The organism is Exiguobacterium sp. MMG028 (assembly GCF_027947425.1).
GTDB lineage: Bacteria > Bacillota > Bacilli > Exiguobacteriales > Exiguobacteriaceae > Exiguobacterium > Exiguobacterium aestuarii_A.
In genome coordinates, this window is record NZ_JAQJIN010000002.1 from 584474 (window position 1) to 605862 (window position 21389).

A 21389-nucleotide genomic window follows, 5' to 3' on the forward strand; every position below is an offset into this window, starting at 1 on the left:
CCATCAAGGATGCCGCTTCTTTTGCTCAAATCCAGTCTGTATGAGATAGCCGATGACCGCGATGGCCATCAACCCAATCGGGAGTATACGATAAAGACCTTCCATCGTTCCCGTGGTCAAAAGAATCATTCCACTAAGGAACGTCCCCAACCAATATAGCTTTGGCATATGATCCCTCCATCGGTTGCATTCATCCAATAGGATACCACAAGAAAAGCGCCCTCACTCGGCGCTTTTCTTGATTCTCTAGTCCCCGGACTTTCATCCAACCAAGCCCCGCTCGATTGACCGTCCCATCTATGATTTGGTTTGACTAGAGATGTCCAAGCCAGCGTGACGCATCATTCGAATCGGTTCATTGTCTATTGGCTCACTAGTCGTCTTGCCTTAAACGAAATGAAATCGGACAGGTGACTCGTAGACATTTGGATTGAATGGGCACGACAGGACTTGGCACCTATGCTGTCCACTTCTTGCGCGGATCATGTGGAATTCCTTATACAAACAGTCTGTCTGGTATGCTTTCTCGTATGGCAAGCAGAGGCCGACGCATCATCGTTTGGAATACACGATTCACGCTCACATGGACTTTCCCAACCGCTTTCTGCCATCAGCTACAGGTGACGAAAGTGCCTCCCTGTCCCCCGACTCATTTCAGAAAGTGAATGGTTACATGTATACAATATCCGTTTTAAGCGAGATTCAATCCTCGTTCACGATTTCTCCATAATCCGATTCATACATAATGCGTCAGCGCGTAAGCGACCCCGTCCTCTTCCACATCTTTGGTAATATGCGTGCTCAAATCTTTTAGCGGGTCCACGGCATTCCCCATCGCAATCCTTGTCTCTGCTACTTCAAACATCGACACGTCATTCAAATTGTCTCCGATGGCAACGACATCACGCATCGAAATCTGATAATGCTCTGCTAACTGTTTAAGCGCCGCTCCTTTACTTGCATGAGGATGCCCAATCTCAATTTTCGTCCAACCCGCTGTCGTAATCAAAATGTCGTTCCGTGGTTCATACACTTTGCGCAAGCGATGTAGCTTTTGGCGATCGAACGAATAGACAAATACTTTGTACACTTCATCTCGTGCAAACTCGATGTCTTCCATCGAGTCCATATATGTCAGACCAAACTGTTCATTTTGAATTTCAATCTCACGTTCTGCCCATTCACGACTAAATGATTGATCGTGCGGCAACACTTCATCGAGTTCTCGCTTCAATAAATCGCTTCCTGAACGGAGCACTTTCACGCCTGCATTCGTATAAAATTCGACGTACGCATCGTCCGCTTTTGCGATTTCCCATAGCTCATTTACGATTGTCTGGTCCATCGCATGATAGTAAATTCGCTCGTTCTCATAAAAGCCAATCGCTCCGTTACCGGACAAAATCGGACAGACGAGGTCACTCCGCTTCAACAGTTCTTCGATATCATGGATGGAGCGTCCTGAACAAATGGCGACGATATCACCATTTTCTTGTCGACGACGAATCGCTTCCTGGTTCGCCTCTGTAATCACACCCGTGCGCGATAACAGCGTCCCGTCTAAATCAATCGCAATCAATTTCATAGCATTCCCTCCTCTTTGGTTCTTTTCCCGATTCACCTATCCACAACACGATAAAACGCGCCCCCTGTTTGCAATGTGGAGATTAGGGAACGGTTTATTAGGGCTACATAATATTTTTTGAAAGGAGACATCTATGAAAGATTCTACACAAAAGCCACATTTGAATCGCGTCTTTTATATTTCAGCAACTTTGATCGCCTTACTCGTTCTATTCGGAGCGATTGCACCAACGACATTCGCTTCAATCGCAGGATCCATTTTTAACTTTACGACTCGCTCGTTCGGTTGGTTTTATTTACTGTCCGTCTTCTTGTTTGTGCTCTTTTTAGTCTTTTTAGCGTTTAGTAAATACGGAAAAATCCGTCTCGGGAAAGATGACGACCGTCCCCAGTATCCGTTCTTCACTTGGATCGGCATGTTATTCTCCGCTGGATTCGGTGTCGGACTCGTCTTTTGGGGTGTTGCCGAGCCGATGAGCCATTTCTTCACGCCACCATACGCGGATACGGAGGCACTGACGGTCGAAGGGGCACGTCTTGCGATGGCCTATTCGTTCTTCCATTGGGGTGTCAGTCAATGGTCCGTCTTTGCGATTGTCGGACTGATTATCGCCTACTTCCAGTTCCGTCGTAATGCGGACGGACTCATCTCGACTAGTCTCTCACCGCTTATAAAAGAACGCCCGTACAAACAACCGTTGAACCAGACGATTGATATTTTAGCGGTTATCGCCACTGTCATGGGTGTCGCGACGTCACTTGGTTTAGGCGTTCTACAAATCAATGGCGGACTGAACAGTGTATTCGGGCTTCCGAACACCGCTTGGATGCAGGTCGCCATCATCGTCGTCTTGACTGTCCTCTTTTTAACATCGACGACGACGGGGCTCGATCGCGGCATCAAGTGGTTGAGTAACATCAACTTAGGGACTGCACTCGTGTTGATGGTGTTTGTCTTCTTTGCCGGTCCAACCATCTTCATCCTAGAGACTCTTACCCTTGGCTTAGGTGACTACTTACAAAATTTCATTCGCTATAGTCTGCGTCTACAACCGTATCAGCAAGGGACATGGGTCCGAGATTGGACGATCTTTTACTGGGCGTGGGCCATTGCTTGGTCACCGTTTGTTGGAGCGTTCGTCGCGCGTGTCTCACGAGGACGGACTATTCGCGAGTTCATCGTCGGTGTCCTCATCGTTCCTCCGTTCATCGCACTCTTATGGATTGCCGTGTTCGGCGGCACTGCCCTCCATTTAGACTTGTTCGAAGGGACTTCTATCGCCGAAGCCGTCAATGCGGACGTGACGAGCGCGTTGTTTGTAACGTTTGCCGAGCTTCCGTTCAGTTTCATTCTTTCAGTGTTGTCGATTCTCTTGATTTTGACGTTCTTGATCACATCGGCCGATTCCGCTACTTATATCATCAGTAGTATGACGACAAACGGAAGCTTGAATCCTCCCCTCCCCGTTCGAATCGCCTGGGGTGTTTTGTTAGGAGGCATCGCCGCCGTTCTATTGATTGCGAGCGGCTTAGAAGGACTTCAAACCGCATCGTTGATTTCCGCCTTGCCGTTTACCATCATCCTTTTGTTGATGGTCTTCACACTATTCAAGCTACTCCGACAAGAGAATGTACGAAAAATAAAATAAGCTACACTTCTAAACGCTCAAGATCACGCTTGAGCGTTTTTTAGTTTGTCTCGCCGACATCTCGTTGTTTGTTGACTTCCTCATGACCGATTGCTACGATTTTGACAACGTACACAGCATGAAGGGGGAAATGGGGATATGAACGATTTCACACGTGCTTACGCACAACAACTAGACAAACAAGACCCGCTCGCATCTTATCGGGAAGAATTTTATTTACCGGAAGACGGGATTTATATGGATGGGAATTCACTCGGGCTCTTATCGAAACGAGCCGAGCGCACGCTCCTTGAATCGCTTGCGGACTGGAAAGAACTCGGGATTGACGGCTGGATGTCCGGTCGTCATCCTTGGTTCAACTTGTCTGAAGAGTTGGCCGCACTGAATGCGCCGCTCATCGGTGGAAAGCCAGAAGAAGTGATGGTCACCGGTTCGACGACCGTGAACTTACATCAACTCGTCGCTTCGTTCTTTAAACCAGAAGGCAAACGCACGAAAATTTTAGCAGACGCCCTCACATTCCCGTCTGACATTTATGCTTTGAAGAGTCAGCTCGAACTACGTGGACTCGACCCTTCGGAGCATCTCGTTCAAGTCGACAGTCCGGATGGGCGCTTCTTAGTAGAAGACGACTTGATTGCTGCGATGACCGACGAGATCGCCCTGATCGTATTGCCGACTGTCCTCTATCGGAGCGGTCAGATTTTAGACATGCCGCGTCTGACGAAAGCGGCGCACGAGCGTGGTATTTTGATCGGGTTTGATGCTTGTCATTCCGTCGGTGCCATCCCTCACGACTTCCACGACTGGGGTGTCGACTTCGCTTACTGGTGCAACTATAAACATTTGAACGGCGGTCCGGGGACGGTCGGCGGCTTATTCGTACATGAACGTCACTTCGGCACGACACCAGGACTCGCTGGATGGTTCGGTTCACGCAAAGATAAGCAGTTCGATATGGACCATACGATGACACCGGCTGAACATGCCGGCGCATTCCAAATCGGGACGCCACACGTCATGAGCCTCGCTCCGCAACTCGGTGCCCTCGAGATGTTTAACGAGGTCGGAATGGAAGCGATTCGTCAAAAATCACTCGCCCTCACCACATATATGATGGAATTGATTGAAGACATGCTCGCACCACACGGGTTCTTCATCGGAAGCCCGACGGACACACGTCAACGCGGTGCCCACTTGAGCCTCGAGCACCCAGAGGCGGCACGCATCTGTAAAGCATTGAAAAAGCATCACATCATTCCTGATTTCCGGGCACCGAACATCATCCGCCTCGCACCCGTCGCATTGTATAACACGTTTACCGACGTGTACGACGTGATCGTGACGTTGAAGAAAATCATGGATGACAAAGAATATGAGGCGTTCGAGAACGTCCGCGAAGTGGTCGCATAAGGGGGAATTGTCATGAGTGAACGTATGGAACATAAAGTGGAAAAAACGATTCAAACCGACTTCTCTAAAGATATGTCGTACGGGGACTACCTCCAGCTCGACCCGATTTTATCAAGCCAGCATCGCCTTTCCGACCATCACGATGAGATGCTCTTTATCATCATCCATCAGACGAGCGAGTTATGGATGAAACTCATCTTGCATGAATTGACGGCAGCCACGACGGCCATCACGAACGGAGAGCTCGAGCGCTCATTTAAGATGCTCGCTCGCGTTTCGAAGATTCAGCAGCAACTCATCCAGTCATGGGGCGTCCTCGCGACATTGACACCGGCCGAGTATTTAGAGTTCCGAGACCAACTCGGCTCTTCATCTGGTTTTCAGTCTTACCAAAACCGACAGATCGAATTCGCGCTCGGCTTCAAAAACGCACGGACGCTCAGCGTCTATGCGCATGATGAAAAACTGTATCCGCTTCTCGAAGGCTCGCTTCAAGCACCTAGCATTTATGACGTGACCGTCCGTGAGATGCATCGCCGTGGTCTTCCGATTGATGCGAGCGTGCTCGAACGAGATGTCACGCAGGACTGGGAATGGAACGAGAGTGTCGAGAAGGCATGGGTCGAGGTCTATCGCGATGTCGACACGTATTGGGATTTGTATGAGCTCGGTGAAAAACTACTCGATATCGGGAGCCAACAACAGATGTGGCGCTTCAACCATATGAGTACCGTAGAACGCATCATCGGACAGAAGATGGGGACAGGGGGCTCGTCCGGTGTGAACTACTTGCGCCGCGTGCTCGATCATCGTTTCTTCCCGGAGCTTTGGACGGTCCGGACATCATTATAAGAGGAGCTGAACGAAATGACATGGATTGATGTATCCCAACCGCTTCATGCCGATGTGACGACATGGCCGGGAGACACGAAGTTTTCGTACGAGATCGCTTGGCCGATGGCACAGAGCGGTTCAGTGAATGTCGGGAAAGTGACGATGAGTTTACATGTCGGGACGCATATCGATGCCCCGTTTCACTTTGACGACCACGGGAAGCGCGTCATCGACCTCGACCCTTCCCTTTATATCGGCCCAGCCCGTGTCATTCATATGCCGCATAAGACAAAAATTGAAGCATCTGATTTAGATGGTCATGACTTGACCGGGGTCGAACGCCTCATTTTGAAGACAGATGGTTGGCCAGATAAGAGCGTCTTCCCAGAGACGATTCCTGAACTGACGCCGTCTCTTGCCGATCGTCTCGGAGAACTCGGAATCTTTTTAATCGGACTCGACTTGCCTTCCGTTGATGCGATTGACAGTAAAGAGATGGGGGCCCATCATGCGTTAGCACGAAATGGTGTCCATATATTAGAAGGGCTCGTCCTAGACGACATTTTGCCGGGAGATTATGACTTGAACGCCGTCCCGCTCCCAATCGTCGAAGGTGACGGAAGTCCCGTTCGTGCACTGCTTCGCCCCATGTAAATCAGTTTTTTTGGACCAGCACGAAAATTGGAATAAAAGTAAATGCACTATTTTCAAAAGACGTGGATTCTCTTTACTTTTCGAGAATCCGCGTCTTTTTGTTGTACATAAAACTCAAAATGTATACGGTATTCAAAATACAGCGTTGAGACCGTGTTCAGAAAATAATTTAACATTCTGGATTTGTATTGAAGTTCCTCAGATTCGTATAAGACCCCGTACTTTTTTCCGAATTATAATATAAATAAATATCAATCTTAAAAATATTTTATGAAATGAATTTTAATTTAATTTTTAAAAGGAGGATTTATATGAAACAAACAGTGTTTATTACAGGTGCGTCAAGCGGTATCGGGAAAGCGACGGCAAAGCGGTTCAAGGCAGAAGGCTGGAATGTAGTTGCTACAATGCGAAACACACAAGATGGTGCTGATCTTGAAGGAGATGGTGTTCTTGTCACAAAGCTTGATTTACTCGATTCAGAAACAATTAAAAGTGCGGTCCAACAAACAATAGAACATTTTGGAAAAATAGATGTTTTGATTAACAATGCAGGTTATGGCGCTTACGGTCCTCTAGAAGCTACACCGATGGATGTATTAAGAAGACAATTTGATGTAAATCTATTTGGATTAGCAGAAGTCATTAAAGAATTACTACCTATCATGCGAGAAAATAAAAGTGGAACGATTGTAAACGTATCATCCATCGGGGGACGAATGACCTTCCCTTTTGGTTCTCTATACCATGGTTCAAAATGGGCTGTAGAGGGACTTTCAGAGGCGTTACATTTTGAAGTACGTCTTTTTGGTGGTCGCGTTAAAATCATTGAACCGGGCGGTGTGAATACAGATTTCAGCGGAAGATCTTTTGTTTTTTCAAATGACGAAAACTTAGAGGAGTACCAACCACTTGTAGGGGCGTTCATAGAAGCGATGTCTAATATGGATACTTCTAGAAACCAAAGCCCTGAAGAAGTAGCAAATGTTATTTGGGAAGCAGCAACAGATGATAGCGATCAGTTGCGATATATCTCTGGAAGTGACGCGAGAGCAACATTGGAAAATCGATACTCAAGCGATACAGATGAGCAATTTGTAGAGTATATGAGAAAATCATACGGCTTATAATCAAGGAGGGTCATAATGGCAACAGTTATAAAGAAAGCACTAGGTATTGCCCCAACCAAAGAAAAAAACGGTAGAGGATTTATTCCTTCACCGCTTGGGTTACTGCTTGGTGTAGATAAAAAAAGTGGCTACAAGCATAACAATAGTATTGCTGGTAAATATAAAGGGAATAAAAAAATATTAGTGCTATGTACAGAAGAACGTTACTTTAAAATGGAAAATGGTTCTTTATTTTCTACCGGAAATAATGTTCAAGAAACTGCGGTTCCATTGATGCATTTAACGAATGCGGGGTTTGATTTTGATGTAGTGACACCATCAGGTTTATCAGCAGTACTAGAAGAATGGTCGATTCCACGAAAAGATCATGCAGTGTTGACATATATGAAAGAAAATAAATCGAAATTTGATACACCACTTTCACTTCAAAATATGATTAGCCGTGGAGACCTAAACGATGACTCCCCCTATGTAGCGCTTTTTTTACCAGGTGGCCATGGTTCAATGGTCGGCTTACCAACAAATGAGCATGTTGGGACACTAATACGTTGGATCCACCAATCTGATCGCTATATGGTCACTGTTTGCCACGGTCCTGCTGCACTATTGGCTGCATCCGTAAATACGAGCGAGCCCCACCCATATAGCGGCTATAAGATGGCTATTTTTCCAGACAGTGTTGACAGACAATCACCTTCACTAGGATATCTACCTGGAAAGCTACCTTGGTACCAAGGTGAAAAACTTTCTAATCAAGGTTTGAGTTTCATTAATAATAAAGTTGAAGGAGCAGTATATGTCGATCGCAAACTCTACTCTGGGGATAGTCCTAAAGCCTGTGACCAACTTGGGAAATTAGTAGCTAAAGCTTTACTAGAAGAACTGACACAATCGTAAAAATATAATTCTTGCCATTTATGAACCATTTTAAAAATCTTAAAGTGAATTGAAGAAAGAATAAATCCATATAGGAGAATGATTATGAATACCGTCCGGATCGAATCAATAAGTGACATGCATAAGCTTCTCGGACTAACTCCTCCTCAACATCCTCATATTAGTATTTTCAATTGGGAGGATGTTCAACCTCAAGAAGTTGCAAATGAGAAGAATGATTTACTAGCAGTTTTTGACTTTTATATTATTAGTGTAAAAGACTTTCCTTGTGGTCAGTTGAAATATGGTAGAAACACTTACGATTTTAGTGAAGGTTCAATGATGTTTGTCGGGCCCAACCAAGCAATGAGTAGTACTGATGATACAACCTCTTCTGGATGGGCATTGATATTTCACCCCGAACTGATCCGTCACAGCAAATTGGCAAAAAAAATGTCTGAGTATACCTTTTTCCACTACAATGTTCATGAAGCTCTCCATTTATCCGAAAAAGAAAAAAGTATCATCAGTGCACTAGTCCATCAAATTCGTGAGGAATATTCGAATAATATTGATGTTTTCACGAAAGAAGTCATTGTGTCACAGCTAGAGTTACTGTTCAATTATTCCCAAAGATTTTATAGTCGGCAATTTATTACTAGAACAGCTCAAAATAGTGATCTTGTATCAATGTTTGAAGCTCACCTCATAGATTGGTTTGATTCTGGGAAAGCTAGCGATTTAGGTCTTCCAACTGTAAAACAATGTGCTGATAAAATAGGGATGTCTCCTGATTACCTGTCTGATATGTTGAAGCAAGAAACAGGGAAAAGTGCACAAGAACATATTCATTATATGTTAATCGATCGAGCCAAAAACGAGCTTCTTAGTACCACACATTCTGTTAGTGAAATTGCCTACACACTAGGTTTTGAATATCCGCAGTATTTCAGCAAACTCTTTAAAAGTAAAACAGGAATGACCCCTTCTCAATATCGCTCAATTTGATGGAAGAATTTTCATTAATCTATTAACTCCATATCGTAATGAGATAGCCGGAATCGGCTGTCTCTTTTTTGATTAGACAGGGATACTCCAACGTTTGGCGAAATAGATGACATACGTTATGAAAGGAGGCAGATCGGGTTTGCAACGCATCTTATCCACTCTACGAAACGGTCTGCATACGTACCGTTATGACCTCATCGCCTTGACGATTATGATGTTATGCATCCTCGTCTATGCGTACCCGCTTTTTTCGTCAGGAATGGTTGTCTTCAGCGACATCGCGTTTGGTCTATCGTCTGACCGCTATATCGAAGAAATTTTTGGTGCCTGGAATGAACGATGGAGCACGACGACATTGTTGAACGTCCCTCGACTCGTATTCATCGCACCACTTTATGGACTGAGTCTATTATTCGGCGCATCCGGACCATTTCTCATCAAATCCTTCATCCTGACGTTGCTCATTGTTTCAGCGCTCAGCATGTATGCGCTCGTCAAACGACTTCATTCGATTTATATCACGAAACACTTTCAGTTGATGACGCTTTTGACATTCACGCTTGCCGGTTTATTTTACGCGTTGAACCCGTGGATCATCACACGCATTCAACATATTTATCTCCTGTGCGGCTATGCGCTGTTCCCGTTCGCACTTCTACTCTTCTTTAACTTGTTTGATCCAAAATTCCGGCGTCAGTTGGATCCAGACTTTTCGTTTAACAAACGACTCTCACCGAGAATCTGGATTGATGCCATCGGGTTGTCCGTTGTGTTCATGTTCATGTCTGCCGGAATCCATTACTTTTTCTTCTCAGCCATTTATATGGGCATCATGCTCGGGCTGATTGTGCTCAAAACGCTTTGGACCGAGCGGAAGACGCTATTGTTCAAATCCTATTTCTTCTATTACGTCCGTCTCATCACAGCGGTCGGGTTCGTGTTCATCTTGTTCAACGGCTACTGGTTCTTTATGTATGTCGGATCCATCCTGTTCGGGGCCCAGGCGTCCCAACATAATATTAACGTCACCGAGACGTTGATGCTGTTCAGTCGAAACTCGTCGATTGAGAACGTGTTGTATACCATCAGTTATTGGTGGCCGATGTTCGACTTGCATATACTTCCACTGACGTTTTGGGTGGCCGGAGGAATCTTGCTCTTCTTCATCGGAATCGGTCTTCTCGGAAGCTACAAACGACCGATTCACCTGTTCTTCGGCTTACTCGGCATCGGTTTGATCATCTTTGCGACTGGAACGTATGAATGGGTCGCGACGGCGTTCGTCGCGCTCGTCACGTACACACCGTTGATCGGTCCGATGTTTCGCGATCCGAACAAGCTCGTCGGTCTATTGATTGTCAGTTACAGTTTGCTGCTCTCTCTAGGTATCGGGATTGTTGATGCCAGACAATCTAAAGCGATACCACGTCCGCTCTATCGCGGTATCCTTTTCATCGGCAGCTTTGTCGCGTTGACGCTCTTTATTTATCCGTATCGCACCGTGTATATGGAAGGTTTTTATAAACCGGTCGACGTTCCTGAAGAATACGCGACCGTACAACAAGAAATCGATGGGAAGTGGCTACAGTTCCCCGTTGCCGATGAGATGACCCAGCCGATCACCGGGGTGGCGACACCGAGATGGAACGAAAATCCCGCACTCGGCGAGACGGTCAAACCGACCGGGGACTTCCACGTGTACAGTTCGCTTGAAAATACGGTGTTCCATCATGAAGGGTCGACACCTGCGATTCGTTATCTGTTTTCACTCTTACAATACTTGCTCGATACAGGACGTTCAGACGAGGCGAGTAACTTGATCAAAGTGTTCGGTGTCGACCAGTTCGCATATCGGGATGAATATTTAGGGATGGAAGAGCGGCAGCAGTTCAACTTAGAGGTCCTTGCCTCGCAACGTGATTTACTGCGAACTCAACAAGTCGGTCTGTTCACTTTGTTCGATGTCGTCGCCCCGCTCACCGATCGGACCGTCCCACAGCTTATCGTGACGCCTTACGGAATCGACCGTTCCATCACATATGGAACGATTCCTGGATATGAGCAAGGAAAACAATCGATTTTATTCACGACACAGCGACATAGTGACGACTTTGATTGGATTCGTAAGGGTGATGCGATTGAGATGATCGAACAAAAAGACATGCTGCTCAGTCAGGTGCCCGATGACTATTATTGGAAGCCGTTTGAGGCAATCGATTCCGCCAACCCGTTCCTCACATGGGGCAAGACCCTTTTCGCAAACAGTGACTGGCGTTGGTATCAACAAACGCAAGGGGTTAAAGATCCTGCGTTCGACCTTGATTTCGGAGACGGCGTCGGACTTTCCTTCGCTTCTGCCCGAATCGATGCCCCCCCTTACGAGCTCGATGACTTGTCGACGAAACAAGTCGCTTCATTCAATTCGATGCTCGAAGATGAGACATTCTTTAAAGCCGATAACCCGGATATCGTCGAGCTGTCACCTAACCCGTTGTCTTCGACGAACGACTTGCCACTGCTTCAAGCGGAAGTCGCCAAAGGAGATCCAAACTATATTTGGCAAGTCGCGAAGTCCGGTCTGTTACCGGCACTCCCGAATAACGCTTATCGGTTCGATATCGTCGCATCGGGTCGAGGGGTCGACCGCTTGCACGTGAAAGTCCGCTTCTTCGATGCATCCGGTGAAGAAATCGACCAGACTTATGTTGTCGCTCCGAGAGATTCCGGGAATTTAGACGGAATTCACCTTCGTGGAGAATACGTGACGCCACGGGCTGCCGAGACGATGCGAATCGACTTACTAAGTTATCAAAGACCAGAACGCAAGACGTACTGGTGGATTCACGATGTCCAAATCGAGAGTTTCGAGTCACACATGGTGCCGAACACGTTTTCCATTACGAAAGAGACTCCACCGGGTCGCTATATCGGGTTCGCGCGTGTCTTGATGAATCAAAGTGGCGGACAGCTTGACGTCACGATCAATGACGACGAGCAAATCGTCGAAACGACCCGACAAACGGGGGCACGGCTCGAGTGGGTGCCGCTCGGAATACACGATGTCGATACGAATGAAACGACCATCACTGTCGAGAATACGGTCGGTTTCAATGCCATTCAAAACATCGTCTTCTTACCAGAGGAAGAATGGAAGACGTTACAGCAGTCACTCCAAAACGTATTAGAACCTACGAACACCTTCATGGTTCTCGAAGGTGAACAAGATTTCGATTATAGCGGGACGATCCAGTCTGAGCGCAACTATCCGTCTCTCAGTTTCGGGAAAGGCGTCTCACTCACATCCGGTACGTTGTCTCGTACAATCGATGTGGCAGAGCCTGGTGATTACCGTTTCCACATCAACCTGACACCTCCTGTTTCGACAGATGGGACGATTCGCTTACGCCTCTTGCAGGACGAAGAAGTCGTTCAAGAAGAGACGATTGGCGTCACGGCGATGCAGCAACTGCCTGATGTGAAAACGGATATCGGTACACAGACGGTCACGTATGACTCCTTGCGTCGTGATTTTCCATACCAACTTCAATCACTCGAAGATGTGCATCCGACATTGAAACGGTGGACACCGAATACATTCGAGATGGAGCCGGGATCATACATGCTCGAATTGACCGTAGACAGTAACGTGCCGTCACGAATCGAGTTGGAGGACTTACGGAAGTTCGACCCGAACGAAATTGTCGTGACCGAACCACTCGCGACACCTGAAGCTGCCGCCACGTGTGCGACCTGTGTATCCATTACAGACGATATGTTCGAGTCAACGGTGGAAGATGACACGTTTATCGCATCTTACGAACCGACCTGTTCCTGTGACTGGTATATCTTCGCCTCAGAACAAATCGAAGCACTTCCCGACCGAGAATACTTGGTCGCTTTTGACGCACGGAGCGAACAGATTCGAAATCGCCATGTGAAGATGTATTATCTTGATGAGGAACGTCGCGTGATCGGGACCGACTTCATCAGCGAAGTGGAAGAGTATCGTAAATCGACATGGAACCACTACGAGCAGATTTTGATTCCACCGAAGGGAACCGACTCGATGCAGCTTCATATTTGGGCACGTGGAAATGTTGAAAATGCAGGACGACTGGAGATGAAGAACTTGAACGTCGTCCGCTACGATCACCTTCTCCTGACCGACCAAGTGACCGTCGAGGAAGTGACAGAACGTCCGCTACTCACTACAACAGAAGCCGAACCTCTTGATGTGACGCGAAGTGTCATGAAGCGGACAGTCTCTCACGAAGATTCACTCGGCCGCTTCACGTTAAACGACTCCCCATCTCCGTTGTTCGAGCTTTCGACCAGTGAAGGGGCACAGCGCGGTGAAGTCGCATTGAATGGCGTGACACAACTGTACATGTCCTCTGAAAGTGACGTACAGGTGAATGCCGTCTTACGTCTCGTCTACTTCGCGGGCATGACCCTTTTGTTACTCGCCACACCTGTCTCGTTCTTCTTCTATTGGAATGCGCGGCAGGAAGAGCCGCTCCTCCGCCGAGTACGACAACGATTTAAGAAAGGGTGACGGCTCATGCTTCGGACTTTACTGCTCACGACTTTTTCGAGCTGCATGATGATTCTTAGCGCTTGTACGATGGGTGACGAAGACAGTGTGATTGAAGACCGACAAGGCGACACCCTATGGATTGCGCCATCTCATCAAGACCCTGAGGAACAGTATGTGCTACGGGAGGTGACACTTACTTCGTCGACGATTGTCGACGGGAAACCCAACCACCTTGATACACTGAACGTCGGAGATGTTATCACGATTGAATATACAGAGACGGACTCTTCGATCGCTGAATCAATCACCCACGAATAAGCCCAAACAAAAGCCCACGTCCAATACACGACGTGGGCTTTATGCGTGATGTGCGTTTATCGTCTTGCCCGACTGACAGCTCGCTGTCGTCGTAAAAGAAGGACCATCGTCTTGAGGAACGCAATCGAGTCTTTCACGAGGTCGACGTGAGACCCTTCCCGCTCGATACAAGTCACCGGCTGTTGATAGACGCGGAGACGTTCTTTTTTGGCGGCGTACATCATCTCTAAATCGATGGCAAATCCGCTCGTCGCGCTCAAATACGGAAGTAACCGTGGAATCGCCCGACGATTGATGATTTTAAGACCCGTCTGAGAATCTGACACACCTTCTGGTAGAAACGGTTTTGTGATGGTTCGTTTTGCGAAACTGACAAACTTTCGGACAAAGCTTCGGTCTTCAATCGTCAAATCTTTCGTCCCGATGACGATATCGTAATAATCATTTTCCGCAATACTCAGCAGTTGAGCGATGTCATCGACTTTGAACGAATTGTCCGCATCAACGAACACATAATATTCGCTCGAGATATGCGTCATCCCTTCGATAAAGAGACCCGCTTTTTTCGTATTCTGCTTTAACTCATACATCTTTAAATAATCAATTTTGAACAACGTGTCCGTCGCGTTCATGACGATGTCCCGATACTCCTGTAACAAGTGTTTCGACTGATCGGAGGAGGCATCGTCCACAAAGTAGATGGATCCGTGCAAATAGTTCCGTTCAATCATTTTGGTAAGGGATGTCAAAAAAGCATGAATGTGTGAAAACCGTTTCTCTTCATTGAAAATTGGTAATATAAAGGCTACAGTCCCTTTTTTCACAGCATATTCTGGATGAATGATATTTTGAATTTCAGCTAACAGTTCATCTGTGTATTCTTCTCTATAATAAAATATTCTAAATATCCCATTCCCTAACAATTGTTTGAAGGGGAAGTTTCCTTTATGTCGAATAACGTCATCAACCCACAGAATCGACGACTGGGGATGATAGGTACGTAGCGCTTCCGCCACTTTCAAACCCGTTTCATAGTCGATATAGTCAATCACATACACTTTAATTTGCTCTTTCATGGCACGAATGTCTGGTGAAATTTTCGTTTCAGATGATGTACCTGATTCAGAAATAATAAGTTCGTAGTGCGGAATAGACGAAGCATACGGAATATTTCGTTGTTGATCTGTAAAAATCACTACTTTACCTTTATCCATCACATGGTCCTCCTTTTAAGATTGACGAATTGAAAGAGGTGATTGTATGAAAGCTGTCATGAGTCGTTATTCTATTTTACTTATCTTCCCTGTTCTTGATGCGTTACTAAATATCATCAATTACTCGTATCATTTCTTTTTAGCCCGCGGTTTGACGAGTCAAGATTATGGTCTCTTAAACGCTTATCTCGCCCTTCTCGGACTGTTACTTATTATCGGGAGTGCCGTCCAATGGATTGTCACCCGAAACCTAGGACAACAAATTGCGACCGATTACCGGTATATCGAACGAATTATCTTACTCGTCGCGATGGGTTTATCCAGTGTACTCTTTATACTTATCCCATATATTCTTCCTTTATCTAGGATTAACCTCTTTTTACTTGCAGTTACAGTATTTTTCCATATCCTCGTGTCATTCCGGCGTGGGGTCTTGCAGGCAAATGAACGATTTTATGCCCTCACCCTTTCTTATTACGTTGAAGCGATTGTGAAAGTGGGGGTCACATGGATTTTTCTCGAACAGCTTGATATTACGCTCGCTTTGATTGGGATTTTGATCGGCATGATTCTCACATATGGACTCAGCATCTGGCAAACTCACTTCCCGGAAACGGCTGGTGACAAACAGTTCCATGGTTTGTTCCAACTCATCCATGTGCAGATTGTCATGACACTTTTCTTCTCGGTCGATAGTTTACTCGTCACCTTATTCTTTCCATCTTTAGTCGGAGATTATTCCGTCAGCCTACGCTTTAGTCAGCTCGTCTTATTCGTCTGTCTGTCGATTTTCCAAGTCCTTTTGCCACGTCTGAGCCGGGCGGCCGAGACGGATTCGTTCCTATCGTTCGAGCGCACCGTATTCCGATTATTATTAGCCGCTCTCGGAATCATCACCATCGTCTATTATTTGGTCATTCCGTCGGTCGTACCGATTTTCTTCGGTCAAGGATATGACGAGGCAGGCTATTTCGTACGCTATATGATTTTCACCTATATCGGCATCATCATCGTGCAATATGAGGCGATGTTGCAATTTATCTTACGAAACAATCGGTACTTGCGTTGGTATTGGGCGCTACTCTTCGTCTTTCTCGTTGCCTTATTCCTATTCCGGCAATCGATGGAGATGTGGCTTTTGGCACAAGCGGTCGTCTTACTCGGAGGGTCTCTACTCCTTCGTTTGCGCTTCCATTCTGAACGACGCCAACAATTAAAGGAGGAATCGTGATGAAACCCACTTTATTATGTCTCTCTTGGCGAGACATCAAACATCCGAAAGCAGGAGGAGCCGAAGTATTCACGCATGAGATGCTAGCTTACGTGGCCCCTCGTTACAACATCATCCATCTGTCCCCTCATATCGAAGGACGTGAGGATGAGGAATGGATTGATGGCGTTCGCTATATTCGCTCCGGTACAGATATGACGAGCATCGTAGAGTCACGGCGCTACTACAAAGCTCACGAAGAGGAAATCGATCTCGTTCTCGACCAAATGAATACGCATCATTACTTCACGCCATTCTATGTACCTGCACATAAACGTGTTCTTTTCATCCACCAATTGACGCGTGAGATTTGGCGAATCAACCTATCACCTCCCGTTTCATGGGTCGGTGCATGGACGGAAACGAGTCGTCTGCGTCTCTATCGGCAAAACGATGTCTTGACCGTCAGTCAGTCGACGGCAGATGACCTCGTCGCCGTCGGAATTCCTGAGTCTCATATCACGATTTTGCCGGAAGGACTCAACTTCACACCTTGGCCAGAAGAAGAATGGTTTGAGAAAGAAGAGCATCCCACGTTCTTATACGTCGGACGCATGTCCGCCTATAAAGGGATCAATGATGCCGTCAAGGCGTTCGTATCGATCAAGCGCGATTTCCCGACCGCACAACTGTGGATCATCGGGAAGAAGAACGAGGCGTACATTGCCGAACAACTTGATCCGATCACGCCTGAGGATGTACGGTCGGATATTCATTACTTCGGATTCGTCAGTGAAGAAGAGAAACTCGAACGCATGAGTCGGGCGACAGCCCTCCTCTTTCCGTCCCGTCGTGAAGGATGGGGCTTGACCGTCAGCGAGGCCGCTGCTGTCGGGACACCGACCATCGTGTACGATGCGCCGGGACTTCGGGACGCGGTTCAATATGGAAAACTCGGTTACATGACGATGGCACAGACCGCAGAGGCGCTCGCGCTCGAGATGAGACGCTGTTTGAACGATCACGATCATTATGAGGTCGTGAGGCGTGATGCCCATGCATTTTCAAAAACACTGCAATGGAGTCGCACCGGCGCGGCATTTGAACAATGGTTGAATCAAAAGTTAGGAATCTTGATTCAGGAAGGGAGAACATCATGATTGGAATCGCGATGTCTACGTATTGTAACGAGGAAATCATTCGGGAAACGATTCAGTCCATCCAACAGCAAACGGCCGAGTTTGTCTGTGTGATCGCGGATGACGGCTCGACCGATCGAACCGTCGAGGTCATGCAAGAGTTGACTGTAGACGATGACCGCTTCATCATTCTTTCCCTCCCACATGGGGAGCGTGGCATCGCCCGTAAAGAGGCAATCAGTCGACTTCGTGAACTCCACGTCGATGTCTTGTATGTCATCGACTCGGACATGGTGTTGACCGAGGGATTGTTGACGAGTTGCCTGCTTTACCTTAAGCATCACGAAGAGGTCGGGGCGCTCGTCATCCCAGAAGAGGCCTATAGCACATACACCAACTTTTTCTCCAAAGTGAAGGTGTTTGAACGGAATCTATTCCAAATCCCAGAAGAACGGATTGATGACCGCTCCATCGAGGCGGCACGGTTTTGGCGGATGGAAGCATACGAGGCATCAGGCGGGATCAACCCTGCTCAAATCAGTTTTGAAGAGACGCAACCGACCATTCGTTACATTCAACAAGGTGGAATCATCCGTCGCGCCACCTTCACCGCGGTGAAACATAACGAGAAGGAAGTGACACTCCAAAATCTACTCGAGAAGAAGCGCTATTACTTCCAAGTGATGCCGCAAACGCTCGAGACAGAGGAAGGCGGATTCCAGAAGGCACTCGCTCGCTGGTATTTCTTCAGACCGGTGCTCTATCATCCGTCCAACCTCAAAAAATATAGACGACACCCTGTATTAACATTAGGGGTCGCCTACATGTATCTTCGATTAACGATGATTGGGGTATCGCAACTCTTTACCCACAAGTTCGGGAAGAACGATTCCGTGACTGATACAAAATAAATTCTCCGTATTGCGTCGGGATGACGAACCGTTTCAGCTCGCTCGTCTCCCCTGATTCGAACGGGACGACAAGATTTTCCGAGCTGACTAAGTCTCCACTCTCATAAAACAGACAGTATGCCTGTCCAAGATCGTCTAGAAACTCCGTCAACATGTCTGCGACTCGATACTTATTCGTCTTCATGTTGACGGCTTGTTGACCGACATCCTTGATGACGCGGATCACATATTCATCGATTTTCATCGGTTTTGTCATGATGCGCTTGACGTTTCCATAATTGACGGCCGCGATCAACGTATGGGTATGCGTGTAATCCGTCAATACGATTTGATGAATGAGCGGGAATTTTTTCTTCACATACGATAACAGTTCGACCCCGTCCGTATGGGGGAGTCTTAATTCAGTGATGACGACGTCGATGTCGCTCGATTCTAAAATCTCAATCGCTTCCGTCGCTTCCGTCGCTTCAAAAATGAATTCTCCTTCTTTCATCAACAGACGAGCCAACGTCTTTCGCGTATGCTCGTGCGGTTCGACGAGTAAGTAATTTGCCATGTTGTGTACCTCCGAAATTTTAATCGAGAAAGGGTGTCACGAAATGAAACTACTCTTACTATCAGGTGGATCTGGAAAGCGTCTATGGCCACTTTCAAACGATATCAACTCGAAACAGTTCATTCGATTACTTGATGACGGTCAAGGTGCCAAACAATCGATGATTGAACGGGTCTTCTCCCAACTAAGTGACATGCAGTTAGATCGAGATGCCTTTATTTTAACAAACGCGCATCAACGCGATGCCATCGTTTACCAAATTGGGACCGACGCCAATATCATCACCGAACCGAGTCGCCGAGATACGTTCCCTGCCATCGTGCTCGGCGCTAGCTATTTGAACGAACAACGTGTCGACCCGAATGAAACGGTACTCGTGATGCCGGTCGATGCTTATGTCGACCTTCGTTTCTTTGAATATTTCCCCCAAGTAGATGAAGCGGTACAAGCGAGTGACGATGCATTGCATTTGATTGGGGTCACTCCCCTTCACCCGACATCGAAATACGGATACATCGTCCCAGACGAAACGGCTCAAATCTCCTCCGTTCGCTTGTTCCAAGAAAAACCGACTGTCGATGTGGCGGAACAGTTGATTGAACAAGGTGCATTATGGAACTGTGGAATCTTCGCTTGTAAGTTGCACTTGTTGCTCGATGAGCTTACGGAGCGAAACTTACCAACGACATATTCAGAACTCACGAGCCGCTACGATGATTTAGAAAAAACGTCGTTCGACTATGCCGTCGTCGAACATGCGGAGTCCGTGTTCGTCCATCGTTACGATGGGGATTGGAAGGATCTAGGAACATGGAATACCTTGACCGAAGAAATGACGTCCACCACCCACGGTCAGGTTGATTTATTCGAGTCGACGAACACACATGTCATCAACGAGCTGAATCTTCCGTTGATCGGAATCGGGCTCGAAGACCTCGTCGTCGCCGTCAACGCGGACGGAATTCTCGTCTCGACGAAAGATGCGACGCCACAGTTGAAAGATTATCTCGCCTCCTCTGACGACTATCCAAAGTTCAAATGGAAGCGCTGGGGACAATCCGAAGTGATTCATCACGAGACGCTCGCGGACGGTCATCACAGTGTGACGCGACGGATGCTCGTGCAGGCTGGGAAAGAACTCAGCTATCATTATCACGAAGCGACTGATACGATTTGGACGATGCTTCAAGGAATGGCTACCGTCACAATTGACGGACAATCGTTTGAGGCGAAGCCGACCGACGTCATCTCGATTCAACGCGGTGCGGCTCACACGCTCAAAGCTCACGAAGACGTCGTGTTCATCGAGGTTCAGTATTCAAACGATTGGACACTCGACGATGCTTGTCCTGTGCCGTCTCCACTTGATAAACAGTATTGACGCGATGCGCTGTTGGAACAGGGACTTCACTTGTGACGATTTCCACCTTTCCGGTGAACAAGTGAGGTCCTTTTCCTTTTGGAACGAAATAGTGATCTCCTGCCCGGATGGCTTGGACGCCATCTTCACCTTGCACGAACCCTTCACCCGAAACGACCGAGATCAATCGGAACGTTTCCGACTTCTCTAAAATCGCTGGCGTTCCATTCACTTGGTGTCGCATGATTTTGAAGGATGGTTTTGAAATCAACTCGGTCGTCAACGCATCTTTTAAATCCGTCCGTACGAGTTCATCTGTCCGACGATCCGGAATGTTCATCACTTCCACGGCTTTCTCGATATGAAGGTCACGGAGACGACCCGCGTCATCCACTCGATCAAAGTCGTAAAGGCGATATGTCCGGTCACTCGTCTGTTGAATTTCAAGCAATACGACACCCGGACCAAGGGCATGAACGGTTCCGCTCGGGATGTAAATGAAGTCGCCTTTTTTCACGGCTTGCGTCTTTAGACGAGTCGCCCATTCTTTTTGTTGCACACATGTATACACTTCTTGTTTCGTTCGGAACGTATGGCCGACGATAATCTCGGCATCCGGTTCCGCATCTAACACGTACCAACATTCTTCTTTCCCAAACTCCTCTTGTTCGAGACGTTGCGCCTGCTCATCGTTCGGATGAACCTGTACCGATAAATAGGCACGCGCGTCGAGTAGTTTGACGTGTAACGGAAACGTCGCGAATGGATACGGACCGAATAACTCTAAACGGTGGGCATCCCATAAATCCGCGAGCGTCTGTCCTACATATGGTCCATTTTCAAATGTAGTCATTCCACTAGGATGTGCGGATGCAGCCCAACACTCGCCAATCTTCCCTTTCGGTAACGAAAGATGAAATAACGTCTCTAACTGACGGCCACCCCAAATACGTTCTTTAAACACCGGTTTGAGTTTATACATATGTGCTGCGTTTC

18 protein-coding genes are annotated in these 21389 nt (G+C 47.1%); 13 read left to right on the top strand and 5 right to left on the bottom strand.

The genetic code is table 11. The annotated features are described in order from the left end of the window. Positions 1-3: 3 nt before the first annotated feature. Together PJK55_RS10165 and PJK55_RS10170 are read right to left on the bottom strand one after the other, a co-directional pair. Complete coding sequence (locus tag PJK55_RS10165; RefSeq protein WP_271305704.1) at positions 4-168, bottom strand: hypothetical protein; 165 nt, start codon at positions 166-168, stop codon at positions 4-6. Between the two features lie 568 nt (positions 169-736). Next, positions 737-1585 carry a Cof-type HAD-IIB family hydrolase gene (locus PJK55_RS10170; RefSeq protein ID WP_271305705.1) on the bottom strand — a complete coding sequence of 283 codons (849 nt, stop codon included), beginning with the start codon at positions 1583-1585 and terminating at the stop codon, positions 737-739. A 133-nt stretch (positions 1586-1718) separates the two neighbouring features. On the opposite strand from PJK55_RS10170, the gene PJK55_RS10175 reads away from it, so the two are divergent. The 9 genes from PJK55_RS10175 to PJK55_RS10215 all read left to right on the top strand — a co-directional run bounded on the left by PJK55_RS10175 (position 1719) and on the right by PJK55_RS10215 (position 14003). Then, positions 1719-3233, top strand: a complete 1515-nt coding sequence (locus PJK55_RS10175; protein WP_271305706.1) for a glycine betaine uptake BCCT transporter — start codon at positions 1719-1721, stop codon at positions 3231-3233. Between the two features lie 138 nt (positions 3234-3371). Beyond that, on the top strand, positions 3372-4646 hold the full coding sequence (gene kynU, locus PJK55_RS10180; RefSeq protein ID WP_271305707.1) for a kynureninase: 1275 nt from the start codon (positions 3372-3374) through the stop codon (positions 4644-4646). A 12-nt stretch (positions 4647-4658) separates the two neighbouring features. Next, on the top strand, positions 4659-5498 hold the full coding sequence (kynA, locus tag PJK55_RS10185) for a tryptophan 2,3-dioxygenase (RefSeq protein ID WP_074035540.1): 840 nt from the start codon (positions 4659-4661) through the stop codon (positions 5496-5498). A gap of 15 nt (positions 5499-5513) precedes the next feature. Then, on the top strand, positions 5514-6134 hold the full coding sequence (gene kynB, locus PJK55_RS10190) for an arylformamidase (RefSeq protein ID WP_271305708.1): 621 nt from the start codon (positions 5514-5516) through the stop codon (positions 6132-6134). A 311-nt stretch (positions 6135-6445) separates the two neighbouring features. Next, positions 6446-7264: an SDR family oxidoreductase gene (locus tag PJK55_RS10195; RefSeq protein ID WP_271305709.1), complete on the top strand. Its 819-nt coding sequence runs from the start codon at positions 6446-6448 to the stop codon at positions 7262-7264. Positions 7265-7279: 15 nt separating this feature from the next. After that, positions 7280-8161, top strand: coding sequence for a DJ-1/PfpI family protein (locus tag PJK55_RS10200; protein ID WP_271305710.1), 882 nt, complete (start codon positions 7280-7282; stop codon positions 8159-8161). 84 nt (positions 8162-8245) lie between these two features. Then, positions 8246-9148 carry a helix-turn-helix domain-containing protein gene (locus PJK55_RS10205; RefSeq protein ID WP_271305711.1) on the top strand — a complete coding sequence of 301 codons (903 nt, stop codon included), beginning with the start codon at positions 8246-8248 and terminating at the stop codon, positions 9146-9148. Between the two features lie 139 nt (positions 9149-9287). Beyond that, complete coding sequence (locus PJK55_RS10210; RefSeq protein WP_271305712.1) at positions 9288-13703, top strand: hypothetical protein; 4416 nt, start codon at positions 9288-9290, stop codon at positions 13701-13703. Between the two features lie 6 nt (positions 13704-13709). Beyond that, positions 13710-14003 carry a hypothetical protein gene (locus PJK55_RS10215; protein ID WP_271305713.1) on the top strand — a complete coding sequence of 98 codons (294 nt, stop codon included), beginning with the start codon at positions 13710-13712 and terminating at the stop codon, positions 14001-14003. 56 nt (positions 14004-14059) lie between these two features. On the opposite strand, the gene PJK55_RS10220 is transcribed toward PJK55_RS10215, so the two are convergent. Then, a complete protein-coding gene (locus tag PJK55_RS10220; RefSeq protein ID WP_271305714.1) occupies positions 14060-15217 on the bottom strand; it encodes a glycosyltransferase in 1158 nt (385 codons plus the stop codon). A 46-nt stretch (positions 15218-15263) separates the two neighbouring features. Between PJK55_RS10220 and PJK55_RS10225 the strand changes: the two genes are divergently transcribed. From PJK55_RS10225 to PJK55_RS10235, 3 genes are read left to right on the top strand one after another with little or no spacing between them, the layout of a single operon-like run. Beyond that, the gene (locus PJK55_RS10225) at positions 15264-16448 is read left to right on the top strand and encodes a lipopolysaccharide biosynthesis protein (protein ID WP_271305715.1); all 1185 of its coding nucleotides are present in this window, start codon (positions 15264-15266) and stop codon (positions 16446-16448) included. Then, entirely contained in the window at positions 16448-17587 is a 1140-nt protein-coding gene (locus PJK55_RS10230) for a glycosyltransferase family 4 protein (RefSeq protein ID WP_271305716.1), read from the top strand. The genes PJK55_RS10225 and PJK55_RS10230 overlap by 1 nt, the downstream gene beginning before the upstream one ends. After that, the gene (locus tag PJK55_RS10235; RefSeq protein ID WP_271305717.1) at positions 17584-18477 is read left to right on the top strand and encodes a glycosyltransferase family 2 protein; all 894 of its coding nucleotides are present in this window, start codon (positions 17584-17586) and stop codon (positions 18475-18477) included. Before PJK55_RS10230 ends, PJK55_RS10235 begins: the two co-directional genes overlap by 4 nt. Here PJK55_RS10235 and PJK55_RS10240 read toward each other — a convergent pair. After that, entirely contained in the window at positions 18431-19033 is a 603-nt protein-coding gene (locus PJK55_RS10240) for a response regulator (RefSeq protein ID WP_271305718.1), read from the bottom strand. The genes PJK55_RS10235 and PJK55_RS10240 overlap by 47 nt on opposite strands. Before the next feature lie 43 nt (positions 19034-19076). On the opposite strand from PJK55_RS10240, the gene PJK55_RS10245 reads away from it, so the two are divergent. Then, positions 19077-20414, top strand: a complete 1338-nt coding sequence (locus PJK55_RS10245) for a sugar phosphate nucleotidyltransferase (RefSeq protein ID WP_271305719.1) — start codon at positions 19077-19079, stop codon at positions 20412-20414. Here the strand turns inward: PJK55_RS10245 and manA are convergent. Continuing rightward, the gene (gene manA, locus PJK55_RS10250; RefSeq protein ID WP_271305720.1) at positions 20335-21375 is read right to left on the bottom strand and encodes a mannose-6-phosphate isomerase, class I; all 1041 of its coding nucleotides are present in this window, start codon (positions 21373-21375) and stop codon (positions 20335-20337) included. The two genes, PJK55_RS10245 and manA, sit on opposite strands and share 80 nt — an antisense overlap. Between the last annotated feature and the right edge of the window lie 14 nt (positions 21376-21389).